This window comes from Streptomyces subrutilus (assembly GCF_001746425.1).
Taxonomy (GTDB): Bacteria; Actinomycetota; Actinomycetes; order Streptomycetales; family Streptomycetaceae; genus Streptomyces; species Streptomyces subrutilus_A.
The window spans coordinates 292,701-305,178 of the sequence record NZ_MEHK01000001.1 but is presented as its reverse complement, the minus strand read 5'-3'; the positions used below and the strand labels follow the sequence as shown (position 1 = coordinate 305,178).

Below are 12,478 nucleotides of genomic sequence, written 5' to 3'. Positions count from 1 at the left end.
CGCCGATGGGGGGCGGCGCGGCGGCCTCCTCGCCGGTCCCGCGTACCCCCGCTCGCGCCGAAGACCTGGCCGCTCTCCCGCCTGTGCGCCTGCGTGACCCAGCCCGACGGCTTCCCCTCGTCGTACTGGACCCCGCGCGGATGGGGGACTGGAGCCCGCAGAACCTCGGCGCCACCGTCCACGGCGGTGCCGGCTGGAACCGAGTCGGGATGGTCTTGGACGGACGGAACAAGCGCGGGGCCTTCCGCTGGACCACTCGGTGCACGGTGGCGGCGGTCGAGAAGGACCGGTGTTCCGGTTCCGGGTGCACGCCATCGGAGTCCGGGTCCCGCGGATACCAGGCCCGTCGCCACCTGGGAGTACCGCTTCGAGCCGGTCCCGGAGGGCACCCGCGTGACCGAGACGTGGACCGACGACCGCCGCATGGGCCGAGCACTCAGGCCGCGGTATGCCAACCAGGACGAAAACCCCGCACCGTAACGCGAGGGCGTCGCCCCCAGCAGCCCGGACCACACCACGGGCGAGGAGTCGGCCGGGTGTGCGAATTGTCTTGTCGGTCCGGTGTGCACATCGCGATGCGGTCGGTGTGTGCACCGCAGGCGCGTCCTGGCACATGGTGCGCGCACCATACCGAGGACGAGCTCGTCGTTTCGGATACCCGGATGAGCTCCCGGTCGGAGCCGACCACCTGCTGGACGCACTCACCGTGCCGCACCCGGCCCCCCGACCTACGGTGGCACCATGAGCGACCCGGAGAAGAACAAGGCCACGGCTCAGGCCTTCTACGATCTGATGTTCAACCAGTGCCGCCCCGCCGAAGCCATCGACCAGTACGCAGGCGACACCTACATCCAGCACAATCCACACGTCGGCGACGGCAAGCAGCCGTTCATCGACTACTTCGATCGCATGGCCGCCGAGTACCCGGGCAAGCGGGTGGAGGTCAAGCGCGCCTTCGCCGACGGCGACCACGTCATCCTGCACTGCCACCAAACCTGGCCCGACGAGGAATACGCCGGGATCGACATCTTCCGCTTCGACGCAGCCGGCAAGATCGTCGAACACTGGGACGTCCTCCAGGTGATCCCACCCACCTCCAAGAACGACAACACCATGTTCTGACCCTCGCCCAGTAGGCCGCACTGCACTGCGTGCGCGACGGATGCGCTCCGGTTGAAGCCGCTCGGTCTCGCCCGGATGCGCTTCGTGCAGTCGGCGGCCTCCGAGTGAGAGCGGTCCAGCCCACACGATGAGGCGATACCAGAAGGTGCGATCATCGTCGGATGCGAGGGATCGATGAGCTGGTCCATGTGGACGATCCAGCGTGGCCGGAGCTTCAGGGGCTTCTCAGAGCGAGCTCCGTGCCGCTTCAAGTAATGCCCGGAGACATCAACGAGGGTCGCCGCTGCCTTCTGCAGATGCAGGTCAGCGCGCGATCGGTGCTGGGTGCGCTGGCGTTGCACACCGGCGGATTGCTCGTGGACAACGGGTGGGTGCGAGCGTTCGGCGGGGGTTCGGGTTCGGTCGCGGATGGGCGACTCCCGAGTCTGGCGCAGGTCAACCGCTTCCCCACGAACTTCGACCCTGGCTGGCACCCCGCGACAGGTCTTGTCGTCGGCCACGACATTCTCGGAGGGGTCTTCGCGTTGAACGGTGGCGATCCCGCGGCCGCGGGCCGCCCCGGGGCACCTGGCCAGATGACGTATTTCGCTCCCGACGCTCTGGAGTGGGAGGCGATGGAGATGAGCCACTCCGGGTGGGTCTCCTGGCTGTTCTCGGGCAGACTGGAGACGTTCTATGACGGAATGCGCTGGCCCGGCTGGCGTGAGGAGACCGTTTCCCTGGCTGTCGGTCAGGGTCTTTCCGTGTATCCGTTCCTGTGGTCCGAGGAAGCTCACGCCGACCTCACGGCCACGGGTCGGCGGCCTGTGCCGATGCGCGAGGTGCTCGGAGTCGCAGCGGACTTCGCCCGGCAGATGGGGCCGTCCGATCCTGGGTTCCTGGGCGACGTGTGACTGGCTTGGCTTTCCTGGTGTGTCAGCGAAGGTCCGGAGCCGGGCGACTGGGCCGAGGTTCCGCGGGCGCGATGGGGCCTGGAGGGTGCATGGTTCGACCCCGCACACCCCCGTCCAGTGGGAAGCGGAAGCCCAGGCGCCCGACGAGCTTCAACGCCCCCTGGTCCTCGCCGCAGTCGCCCGCGACATCCTTGCCCGGCAGCTTGCCCGCGAGGGAGAGCAGCGCCGCGCCCTGGCCGACTTCCCCGGTGGCTGGGGCGTGGAGGACAGGAGGTAGTTCCGCCGCCTGCACGCGGTGCCCGGCGACATGGGCCGTGCAACGCGGTCGAATGCAACCCTGTGTTGCGGTCTTGACCTGGCGCAACGGTGCAACGCGCTGTTGCGCGAACGCGTTGCACCCGCCGTGTTGCATCCCCTTCTGGGGCCTCTGCAGCAGGGGACCGGAGCGTGGTCTGGTGCAGTGAAGCTTCCTCGGTGCTCGTCTACGAGGCGTCACTGCGATCACCGCCTGAGTGCCCCAGCTGGCGTCACGAGCGGTAACGTTCGCCGATTTCACCGACAGGATCGTGCCAGTACCCCGCAGGCTCTCCCCGGCCCAGCCGGCGAGAAAGCGCCGTTACGGCGCGTTGTTCGCATAGGCGCCTGCCGGCTGGAGTCGCGCTGGGGGCCGCTGCTTCACGCCCTTGCTCAAGCCCTCCCCAGCAGTGGAGATCGGGCGGACAGTGTGGACTTCCGGATCCGATCAGAGAGGGAAGGGGGAAGCATGTCTCCCTGCGGTGTCGTGCAGTGGTTCGACCCTGACCGGGCCATCGGTCTCATCAGCCAGGAGGGCGCTGGACCAAATGTTCAGGCGGAAGCCTCGGCAGTTCATGGGAAGGAGTGCTACCTGCGCCCGGGTGAAGAAGTCTTCTTCGACGTCACCCTGGACAGTGCGGGACTACGGGCCGACAACATCCACCGTCCGCCTGGAAGGGAGACCCAGCCCTTGCACCGATCGAACACGGTGACCCTGTAGGGGCTCTTCTGTCCCTGGTCAGCGGTGTCACGAGGCACAGAGGTTCTCCAGGGCCAAACGCGTCGGGAAGGGCAAGCAGAACTCGACACCGCCCGGGCCGCCAAACGGCACCTCACCCGCGCTTCAACCTGCGGTGCTGAGCGTTCCGACTGGCTGAGAGGTCTGGACGGCATCTTTGGCGGGTGCCCCGGTGTCCTCCCCCGATGCATGGGCCGTACTACGGCCGGCACGGCCCGTGACTGCGCTGCGGTCCGCCCGGCTGCTCAGCTCTGCTCTGACGCGAGCCCGGTGGCGGGTGCGGTGTCCTTCTGTGCAGGAACGGCTCGATGCGTGGAGCTGGGTACGCCGGGCCTGCCCTGCGGGGGTACGAATCCGGAGCCCGCCGCCTGGTTGGGCGCCGGCCGCCACATCCCTGTGCGCTGTCCTGCGCGTCGCCACAGGCGAGGCAGAAAGGTGTAGAAGCGGTCGGGAAGGAACACGGCGTCCGCAACGATCATCGCGCCGGAGAAGAGGGGCAGTCCCAGGAGTACCGCGATGCCGACGTGCATGCCCAGCAGCACGGCCAGAACGGGATATTTGAGCTTGCCGAAGAGCACGAACGGGAAGGCGACCTGCAGGAGCACCGTCACGTAGCTGGCGATCGCGATCACCATCGGGTACTCGGCCACGAGGTGGGAGAGCGCGGGCCAGGGCTGGAAGAGCTCTAGGTGCAGCGCGTAGTGGAGAGCGGTGCCGTTGCCCCAGGTCGTGCCCTGGATCTTGTAGAGGCCGGCTGATCCGTAGAGAAAGCAGACCTGTGCCGCGATGACGAGGATGCCGCAGTTGTGCACCACCGTGGTCAAGGTTGCACGGGCATCGGCGAGTTGTTGTGCGGAGAAGCTCTTTACCGGCTCCGGCGTGTCGCCCGCACGGGCTGCCTTGAGCCGGTTCCTGCGTGCGTCCAGGGACCAGCGCCGACCGCACGCGGTGAGGACGAGGTAGAGGGCCATCAGCAGGATCAGGTTGTCACCCCCGTCCGTCATGAAGATCGACCTGGCATGGAACGAGGCCACCACGACGGCGAAGAGGACGGACATGGCCCGGGTCCGCCAGCCCAGCATGAACAGCGCGGACGTGACGAGGGCCAGCACGTAGCAGAGTTCGAAGTAGGCGCGGCTGTCGGACAGGGTCAGGATGCTGTTCCAGCCCGTCTGGTCGAAGAGCTGTTGTGCCAGCGCCGGTGTCCAGGGGGAGCCGGGGCCCCAGATCTCGTCACGGTGCGGGAACTCGCGCAGCAGGAAGACCAGATAGAGCAGCCCGTAGCCGATGCGCAGAACCGACGCGGCGTACAGGGAGACCGGCCGTTCGGTGAGAAGCGCCCACAGAGCGCCGATCCGGTCGAGGAACCACTGGCGGGCCGGGCCGGCGACCGAAGCCTCCTGGGCCGCAGGCGGGTGCGGCGTGGCCGCCGTGGAAGGGGGCTGGGGGATCTGTTCACTTCCCATGGGAGGTCACCTTCCACCAGGGCAGGAGCCGGTCCTCGGTGGGTGCCGGCGGGCGGTTCCCGGCCGCTGTGCCGGGCGCAGCGACGGGCAGTGTGACGACCCGGAGCTGAATGAAGTCGAAGGTGCCGCCGTCGCTGTGGGCGGCTGCGCGGTCTGCGGCGATATTGCGCAGGTATTTCTGCAGCATCACGGCCCGTTCCGAGCGTGCCGTGTCGCTTCCTCCGTGTGTCTCGACATAAGAGGTCCAGGCACGGCGCAGAAGGTTCTGGGACGTGTGGCTCGGAAATACATTGTGGTCGACTGCGGAATGGTCCACGGCAGCCAGGTCGAACCAGGGGGCCACCTGCACCGATCCTTTGGAATCGGTGTGCGCGGTTCTCGCCAGGATTTTTCGGTTGAAGGAGTCGGGGTCCGGGGCGAAGAGCCGCCAGTTCTGTTCGAAGAGCGGGTACACCCATCCGTTGACCTGCGAGCTGTAGCGCTTCGATACAGGGTTGGAGGGGGCCACATGAAGGAATACCAGGACGACGTGGACCAGAGTCGTCACCAGGCACAGGGCTACGGTGGTGCGCAGCACTGCTTTCACTGCGCGAACTCTCATGGGCTGCTCGCCCGGCATGGCCGCTTCGTCACGACGCTGTGGGGGGACCGGACCGGAATCGGACTGATGAAGTTCCCTCACGCCCGCAGATTCAATTCCGCTCGACACCGCCCACCCGGTCTTTCTCATGTCTGCTGTTCGCCTGAGATCTCTGCGACTCACCGACAGCGCGCGGCGGGTTCGATGAGGATCCCGCCGCGCGCCGTCACCCGATGAACGGGCTTCGTGCAGCCTGCTGCCTAGCCCTCGTGGCCTTCGTGACCCTTGTGGCCCGCGGGCTTGTTGCCGTAGCCGTAGTGGTCGCCGGGCTTCCCGTCGTGGCCGTGGCCGTGGTCCGGCTTACCGGGTCCCTCGTCGTGCCCGTTGCCCGGCCCGCCGTGCTCCGGCCCGTGGTGCTCCAGGCCGCCGTGGTCCGGGCCACCCGGTCCGCCCTGGTCCGGTCCGCCGGGGTGACCGCCGTGCCCGCCTGTGACGTTGCCCCCGGTGATGGTCCCGCCGGTCGTGTTGCCGCCGGTCGTGTTGCCACCAGTGCTGTTCCCGGCCGTGTTGCCCGCGGTGTTTCCGGAGGTGTTGCCGGCGATGTTCCCCGAGGTGCCGCCCGACACGAGGTCGACGATCGGTCCGCCCAGGAGGCCGCCGCCGATCAGACCCACGGTCGTACCGGTCGTCGATCCGGCGGTCGGCGTTCCAGCCGTTGTGCCAGTAGTCGTGCCGGTCGTCGTGCCGGTGGTTGTGCCAGTAGTCGTGCCGGTGGTCGTGCCGGTGGTCGTGCCGGTCGTCGTTCCACCGGTGGCGCACCCGCCGAGGAAGATCCTGTTGGTGTCGAGCGTCACGGCACCGTTACGGGCCAACGCTCGACCTTCGATGTTCGTCCCCGTGGTAACGCTGATCGAGGTCAGAGCCATGATGGTGCCCACGAAGGTGGAGTTGGTGCCGAGGGTGGCCGAACTCCCGATCTGCCAGTACACGTTGCACGCCGAAGCACCGTTTGTGAGGAGCACCCGGCTATTGGAGGCAGTCGTCAGGGCTTCTGGGATCTGGAACACCCAAACGGCGTTGGGGTTTCCCCCCGCGTCCAGGATCAGGTCGCCGGTGAGTCCGACACCGGCGGTAGCCGTGTGAACGCCCGGAAGCAGCGTCTGGCCGGCGCCGATTCCCGCCGCGAGCGCGAAGTCCGTGGCCTGGCCCGCAGCGTTGTTGTAGGCCTGGACCAGGTCGGACTTGGCCTGAAGCGCCACAGCGTCCGCAGCGTGGACGGCGCCGAGCACCAAGCCGGGAGGGAACCCGGAGATGGCAGGGTTCGGGTGCGTCCCGAGGTCGTGACTGATCACGGAGGGACCGGTGTTGGTAACACCCTGACCTGCCAGAACAGAAAAGCTGGCGGCTGTGGCCAGAGGCACGGGTGTCGCGATGGCCAGTGCCTGCGTGGGCAATCCGGCGACCATCACGGCGGCAACCGTTCCGGCGACAGCCGAGACCAGCCAGCCGGACAGGGTGCGGGGCCGAGCCGCTTGGAATCTCAGCTTCATCAAGAGGCCATTTCATGTGGGGGCGGTGGCGTACCGGGCCCTAACCGTTCGCCCGGGAAGCCCTGGTGTGTCGTCGCCGCATATTACGCAACAAATTTCACGCACCAACGATGGGTAAGGCGCGGAGGGGGGATTAATACAAACACATCCCAAGGTCGAATTTGCGATGAAAATAATCAAACTCACATTGTTGATCATCCGACATTGCCCCCGATTGGACAGGGCTTTATTAACTCACAAGAGGCAGCACCGCACACCTGTCCAAATAGACTCCGCCCCCCGCCCGCGGAGATGTACGCCAGTCAGGCGATCTCGCGTACCCCGCAGGACGGGCGTGGCGGCAGTTCGTCGTCAATTCACTACGTCCCAGGTCACTGGCCTGGGACGTTTCCATGGCGCGGATGACGCGAATCGAATCCGCGCCATAAGCCTGGGAACCGCTGGGCGGCGGGCTTCCAAGGCCGCCTGTGGTAGGTCCTGAAGGTAGGGCGAACCGCGGCAGGCCGGGACGGGAGCCGATCAGCAAGCAGACATTGCTCGATCCAGCGATGACGCCACATGTGCTGCACTCACTACGGTGGGCCGCACCGACGCTGAGCCGCACGCAGTCGTTCGATCGCGCTCGCGCCACAGATCTAGCCCCAGTCCGGACTAGGGGGTGTTTGTACCGGCAGCGGACCGGTCCGCCCTGGCGGGATCTGCCGCCGCAGTTCGGCAAGTGGAAGACGGTTCACGATCGTCAGCGCAGATGGTCGGCGGACGGCACGTGGGAGAAGATCCTGCGGGCCGTCCAAGCCGACGCTGATGCAGAGGGCCGGGGCGACTGGAGCATGGTGAGCGTCGACTCGACGTCCTGCCGAGCACACCAGCAAGCGGCCGTGCCCTCAGCCGCGCGCCGCGATATCGGGCCGCCGCAGTCGCCCGGTGAGGCACCGTTCCGACGAGGCCCTGGGCCGCTCCCGGGGAGGCTGAACTGCAAAATCCACCTGGCCAGCGAGGGCGGTCGTCGCCCGGTGGCCTTCGTCATCCCGCCCGGACAGTGGGGAGTCCCCCCACACTTCATACCTGTGCTCGAACAGGTCAAAGTCCCAAGGCCGGGCGGCGGACGCCCGCGCACCCGACCCGACCGTCGGGGAGACAAGCGTATTCCTCCCGCCGAAACCACCGGTACCTGCGGCGCCGACAGATCAAGCACCCAATCGCTGAACCCAGGGATTAGCGAGCCAACCACCAACGGCGGGACAGCAAGGCCGGCCGGCCCACCCGCTCGACACAACGGTCTACCGGCGCCGCAATGAGGTCGAGCGCACCATCAACCGGCTCAAGACGTTCTGCGCGGTTGCCACCCACTACGACAAGCGGCCTACGTCTTCCACGGAACGGTCACGGTCGCGGCGATCCGACGGTGGCTCCGCCCGTGACCACCGCGTCCTCGGCTACACCTCCTCCGGGACCAGGACGCGGAGCTCGACTTCCTCGAAGACGCATGACCACCAGGCTTCTTCATCTACGTGTTGGCGCCGTCCTCGAAAGCACCGAGGAACGCGGCCCGACCCGGCGGAAGGTCTCGGACATCCAGCTCCCGACCCGAGTCTCGGACGAACATGCGATTGCAGTCGGCCGGCAACCCGCGCTCGACCAGCCCAGACACCGCCTCGCCGCCCACACCCAGGCGCGCGAGAGAACTCGCGTCATATGGCAGCCACTGCCCGCCCGGCAACCGGCACCCCCTACTCGATCCGTCCTCCGATCCTGTCAGACCGCGTGGATGACCCATCGGACAACCCTTAGACGGGGTAGGTGCCCAGCCGTGGGTACATCGCGCGAGTTCGGCGCCCTGCCCGCGCAGCCAAGCCCGCGGGGAGGTGGCTGCGCGGAGGCCGGCTCGGGCGGTCGCGGCCTGGGTCAGGCTGAGCGGACGCTTCTCGAGCTCACCGCTTCGGCCTATTAACCGTGACGGGCGGGCGGCTCGGCCGTTGTGGGGGATGTCGTCCGTGCCGCAGCTCCCTGCGGCAGAGTGAGTTCAAGGAGATCTTTATGTTCCGTTTCGCCAAGGCCGTAGCCGTTACCGCCGCCACTGGTGCCGTCCTGGCAGGCGGGGCCGGCATGGCCGCCGCCGACGCCACGGCAGAGGGCGCTGCCATCGGCTCCCCGGGTGTCCTGTCCGGCAACGTCGTCCAGGTGCCCATCCACATCCCGGTCAACCTCTGCGGTAACACCGTCAACATCGTCGGCCTCCTCAACCCCGCCTTCGGCAACACCTGCATCAACAACGGCGGCTCGGACGGGCACCACAAGGCCGACCACCACGGCAAGCACTGACAGCACCAAATCCTGGATCCGGCGCGCTCGTCGGGCCGGCGCCTCTAGCGCCGTCATCTGAACCAGCCGCAGCGCACAGCCGGTGTAGGACGGCCTCCCCTCATCCAAGGGGAGGCCGTCCTCATGCAGGGGCCAGCTCGTGCGGCCAGCCAGCCAGTCAGCGAGCCAGCCGAGCCAGGCCACGGGAGCGGGTTCCGCTCCTCCCGTTCCGCGTGCCGGACCTCGGTCGCTTGGGGCGGCCCGGTGCTACTGCCGCCAGAGCGCTCTGGTCACCGGGCCTCGCCCGCGCACGCCTTATCGGCGCGGACTGCGCCCGACCATAGCCGCGGGCGGCCAGCACCCCGCAGCACAACCACAGAGTTCGGCATCCTGTGTGAAACGCGGGGGCTAGCGTTGACGCCCGACGCTGACACCACCCCTTCCATGAGGACCCGCCCCGCGGATCCCTCTCCCGCGTCAACATCTGGCACCGTGCTCTCCGGCTGGCGGGGCTACCGGTGCACGCGGGCGCGCCGGTCCGGACGGCATCGATCCGTCCGTACGCGAGACGGTTGAGGAGTTCCGTGCGGGCGGTCCGCGACGGCGACGACGCGGCCATCCGCACCCTGCTGTCCGGCCCGGCTGCCGTCGCGGACGCCGCGCTTCTTCACCTGCGCGACCGGCTGTACGCGACGCAGTGACTGCGGCTGCGGTGGTCACGGCCGGCCGGGCAGCGATGCGGCGGCAGGCAGCTCCCGGGCGGCGCGGGTGATGAAGTGGCCGGTGTGTTCCGGGTTCAGTGCCTGGGCCTGGAGGTGGTCGTACATGGCACTGTAGTGCTGCACGTCGGATCGTTTCTCCAGGTAGAGGTCGCTGGTGAATCGTTCCAGATACACCGTCCCCGCTCCTGGGGCGTCTGGGAAGTCGAGGATGGAGAACTGTCCCGAGATGCCCGGATGGGCTCCCGCGCTGTGCGGCAGGATCTGCACGGTGATGTGCGGCTGCGCGCCGAGGTGGTTCAGGTACTCGAGCTGTTCGCGCATGATCTGCGGGCTGCCGACCACGCGGCGCAGTGCGGATTCGTCCAGTAGCACCCATAAGCGGAAGGGGCGGGCCGGGTGGTGGGCGCGGGACTGGCGGCGCAGCCGGACCTCATGGCGCACGGCGATCTGCTCGGGAGTGGCCTGAGGGATGGTTTCCTCGATGACGGCCTGAGCGTAGGCGCGTGTTTGCAGCAGGCCGGGGATCACCAGGGGCTCGTAGGTGCGGAGTGCGGAGGCTGCCGTTTCCAGGCCGATGTAGACGGCGTAGGGAACATCGCCGCAGGCGACCCACCATCCCTGCCGCTCGGATTCCGTGGCCATCCGCATCAACGCATCGACGGCGTGCGGGTCCGTGACTCCGTAGAGGGCGCACAGGTCCCGCACATCGCGCGGCTTGATGGCGCGGCGGCCGTTCTCCAAGTGGCTGATCTTGGGCTGGGAGATCAACAGGCGTTCGGCCACCTGTGTACTGGTCAGGCCACTGGCCAGGCGGAGCCGGCGCAGCTCCGCGCCCAGTCGGCGTCGTCTGACGGTCGCGTTTCCGTTCACCGCCACGGGCGGTCTACCTCCGGCTCGGGACTGACTGCCAGCCACGGGGTTGCCGCGGCCGGGCCCGGGCGAACGCATTCGCCGCGCAGTGATGATCAACGGGGCCCTGTCGGCGAGTGTCACGTCGCGCGAGTACGGGCGCGTGCACTGCGCGAGCAGAGTTCACCCATATGCCACGACCGTTCACCTATCTGGAGGGGAAGGGCTGCGCTGGTCGGGCGTGCTGATTGGTGCCATGGTGGGGGTAGCGGCTGTGACTGGTGCCATTGCGTCCGCGCACGGGGAGGTGTCGGGTATGGCGACGGAGAAGGATGCCGCCCAGGCCAAGACTCCGGGGCAGCGTGTGGCCGACAGCCGCGCCATGGAGGTCGCGTCCCGGGTCGGGCTCTGCGCGCGGGGAGTGATCTACGTTCTGGTGGGTCTGCTCGCGGTGCGAATCGGTTTCGGCGGCGGCAGTGGCAAGGAGGCCGACCGGTCCGGGGCGGTGCGGACCATCGGCGAGCAGCCCTACGGCCAGGTGCTGCTGTGGGCGCTGGTGGTGGGGCTGGCGGCGATGGCGCTGTGGCGCCTTTCCGAGGCCGCCTTCGGGCAGGCGACGGAAGGCGGCGACAAGTGGACCCGGCGCCTGGGTTCCCTGGGGCTGGCCGTCTTCTACCTGGTGATCTGTATCGGCGTGGTGCAGACCGCGCTGGTCGGCGGGTCCGGCGGAACCCGCGCCGGCGACCAGGCGTCGAAGGACTACACCGCGCGCGTGCTGGAATGGCCCTACGGCCGGGTACTCGTCGGCGTGTTCGGGGCCGTGCTGGCCATCGTGGGCGTGGTGATCGTGGTGCGCAGCCTGATGCGCAAGTTCGAGAAGAACCTCCGTACGGACCGGATGAGCCGGACGACGCGGCGCATCGTCGCGGCGCTGGGCATCATCGGCGGCGTGGCGTGCGGAGTGGTCGCGGTGGCGACCGGCCTGTTCGTTCTCCTGGCCGCGGTGCGCTTCGACGCCAGCGAGGCGAAGGGCTTGGACGAGACGTTGCGTTCGTTCGCCGATACGCCGGCCGGGCCGGCGCTGCTGATCGCCGCGGCGGTGGGCCTTCTGCTGTTCGGCCTCTACTCGTTCTGCGAAGCCCGCTGGCGTAAAGCCCCTGAACACGACGCCTCGGCAGAGCAGCCGGTCAGCCGCGATGCCGGCTGACCGTCCTGCTCACGCCGCGCCCGCCCGTACCCTGCCCGACCGCCCCGTGCACCACGGGCGCCGGGGGAGCAGCCATGACATCCCCGGGGCCCGGCTCTATGGAGGGAGCGGTTCCGGCGTCCCGCAGCGGCCGACTCCGCCCCTTCGGGGGCGTCGGCCACTTTCCGGGGCGTCGCGGCCACCTGCGGCGGGAGCCGGTGTAGTGAGCTGCGGGTGGTCGTAAGGCTGTACCCGTGGTGCAGGGCGGCCGCCACGCGGTGCGGCGGTCATCGGTGTTTGACTTCAAGGGGGCGACCGCTCGCCGCGGGTCGACCAGAACCACCGTGTCGGCGGCCTCGACCGCGATTGCCGGGACCAGATCGTCGATGCCCTGCCTTGTCTAGCCTGGCCATGTCGCTGTTCGAGCCCGATTACCTCACTGCCGAACCCGCGAAAATCTATGTCGGCCAGAGTAGACATTGGGTGGTGGTGTGGTTATGGTTTCTCTCGTAGCCCAGAAGGCCGTAGGGCCTGGCAGAGACGAACTGCCGGGCAGTAGTACCCGTAGTAGGCAGTACCCGCAGTTGCAGTGTGTAGGGCGGTGCGGTGGTGGAGTTCCGAAGCCAGGGTTGTTGAAGGACGGCGACGGGACTGACGACCGGACCGGGTGGCCCGCAGTGATCAGGGGCCGCCGTGAGCAGTACCGCAGTAAACGCAGTGGCAGTACCCGTAGTGAGTGCAGTTCGCAGTACCCAGCAGTGAAGTCAGTGAGCAGC

General features: G+C 68.1%; 10 protein-coding genes and 2 pseudogenes. 8 read left to right on the top strand and 4 right to left on the bottom strand.

What is annotated here, in order from left to right:
* Positions 1-5 precede the first annotated feature (5 nt).
* The 5 genes and pseudogenes from BGK67_RS39755 to BGK67_RS41135 all read left to right on the top strand — a co-directional run.
* A pseudogene (locus BGK67_RS39755) lies at positions 6-423 on the top strand (SRPBCC family protein); the annotation flags it as partial.
* A 318-nt stretch (positions 424-741) separates the two neighbouring features.
* Complete coding sequence (locus BGK67_RS02395) at positions 742-1,122, top strand: nuclear transport factor 2 family protein (RefSeq protein WP_069918331.1); 381 nt, start codon at positions 742-744, stop codon at positions 1,120-1,122.
* Positions 1,123-1,283: 161 nt separating this feature from the next.
* Complete coding sequence (locus BGK67_RS02390) at positions 1,284-2,015, top strand: DUF2625 domain-containing protein (protein ID WP_069918330.1); 732 nt, start codon at positions 1,284-1,286, stop codon at positions 2,013-2,015.
* 85 nt (positions 2,016-2,100) lie between these two features.
* The gene (locus BGK67_RS37260; RefSeq protein ID WP_069918329.1) at positions 2,101-2,292 is read left to right on the top strand and encodes a hypothetical protein; all 192 of its coding nucleotides are present in this window, start codon (positions 2,101-2,103) and stop codon (positions 2,290-2,292) included.
* 30 nt (positions 2,293-2,322) lie between these two features.
* Positions 2,323-3,030: a cold-shock protein gene (locus BGK67_RS41135; RefSeq protein ID WP_432215503.1), complete on the top strand. Its 708-nt coding sequence runs from the start codon at positions 2,323-2,325 to the stop codon at positions 3,028-3,030.
* A gap of 263 nt (positions 3,031-3,293) precedes the next feature.
* Here the strand turns inward: BGK67_RS41135 and BGK67_RS02380 are convergent, their stop codons facing one another.
* The 3 genes from BGK67_RS02380 to BGK67_RS02370 all read right to left on the bottom strand — a co-directional run bounded on the left by BGK67_RS02380 (position 3,294) and on the right by BGK67_RS02370 (position 6,644).
* Entirely contained in the window at positions 3,294-4,514 is a 1,221-nt protein-coding gene (locus tag BGK67_RS02380) for an HTTM domain-containing protein (RefSeq protein ID WP_107488745.1), read from the bottom strand.
* On the bottom strand, positions 4,504-5,244 hold the full coding sequence (locus BGK67_RS02375) for a DUF5819 family protein (protein ID WP_079153952.1): 741 nt from the start codon (positions 5,242-5,244) through the stop codon (positions 4,504-4,506). The genes BGK67_RS02380 and BGK67_RS02375 overlap by 11 nt, the downstream gene beginning before the upstream one ends.
* A gap of 110 nt (positions 5,245-5,354) precedes the next feature.
* On the bottom strand, positions 5,355-6,644 hold the full coding sequence (locus tag BGK67_RS02370) for an ice-binding family protein (RefSeq protein WP_069918328.1): 1,290 nt from the start codon (positions 6,642-6,644) through the stop codon (positions 5,355-5,357).
* Between the two features lie 656 nt (positions 6,645-7,300).
* On the opposite strand from BGK67_RS02370, the pseudogene BGK67_RS35840 reads away from it, so the two are divergent.
* Both BGK67_RS35840 and BGK67_RS02360 read left to right on the top strand, forming a co-directional pair.
* Positions 7,301-8,065, top strand: a pseudogene (locus tag BGK67_RS35840) (IS5 family transposase); the annotation flags it as partial.
* Between the two features lie 616 nt (positions 8,066-8,681).
* Entirely contained in the window at positions 8,682-8,966 is a 285-nt protein-coding gene (locus tag BGK67_RS02360) for a chaplin (RefSeq protein ID WP_069918326.1), read from the top strand.
* A 695-nt stretch (positions 8,967-9,661) separates the two neighbouring features.
* Here the strand turns inward: BGK67_RS02360 and BGK67_RS02355 are convergent.
* Positions 9,662-10,543, bottom strand: a complete 882-nt coding sequence (locus BGK67_RS02355; RefSeq protein ID WP_069918325.1) for a helix-turn-helix domain-containing protein — start codon at positions 10,541-10,543, stop codon at positions 9,662-9,664.
* Between the two features lie 289 nt (positions 10,544-10,832).
* On the opposite strand from BGK67_RS02355, the gene BGK67_RS02350 reads away from it, so the two are divergent.
* Complete coding sequence (locus tag BGK67_RS02350) at positions 10,833-11,723, top strand: DUF1206 domain-containing protein (RefSeq protein ID WP_079153951.1); 891 nt, start codon at positions 10,833-10,835, stop codon at positions 11,721-11,723.
* Positions 11,724-12,478 lie beyond the last annotated feature (755 nt).

What these genes read in the sequence shown, in the direction of transcription:
- BGK67_RS02395 (WP_069918331.1), top strand. Translation starts at nt 742, where the DNA reads ATGAGCGACCCGGAGAAGAACAAGGCCACGGCTCAGGCCTTCTACGAT.
- BGK67_RS02390 (WP_069918330.1), top strand. Translation starts at nt 1,284, where the DNA reads ATGCGAGGGATCGATGAGCTGGTCCATGTGGACGATCCAGCGTGGCCG.
- BGK67_RS41135 (WP_432215503.1), top strand. Translation starts at nt 2,323, where the DNA reads ATGGGCCGTGCAACGCGGTCGAATGCAACCCTGTGTTGCGGTCTTGAC.
- BGK67_RS02380 (WP_107488745.1), bottom strand. Translation starts at nt 4,514, where the DNA reads ATGGGAAGTGAACAGATCCCCCAGCCCCCTTCCACGGCGGCCACGCCG.
- BGK67_RS02375 (WP_079153952.1), bottom strand. Translation starts at nt 5,244, where the DNA reads ATGAGAAAGACCGGGTGGGCGGTGTCGAGCGGAATTGAATCTGCGGGC.
- BGK67_RS02370 (WP_069918328.1), bottom strand. Translation starts at nt 6,644, where the DNA reads ATGAAGCTGAGATTCCAAGCGGCTCGGCCCCGCACCCTGTCCGGCTGG.
- BGK67_RS02360 (WP_069918326.1), top strand. Translation starts at nt 8,682, where the DNA reads ATGTTCCGTTTCGCCAAGGCCGTAGCCGTTACCGCCGCCACTGGTGCC.
- BGK67_RS02350 (WP_079153951.1), top strand. Translation starts at nt 10,833, where the DNA reads ATGGCGACGGAGAAGGATGCCGCCCAGGCCAAGACTCCGGGGCAGCGT.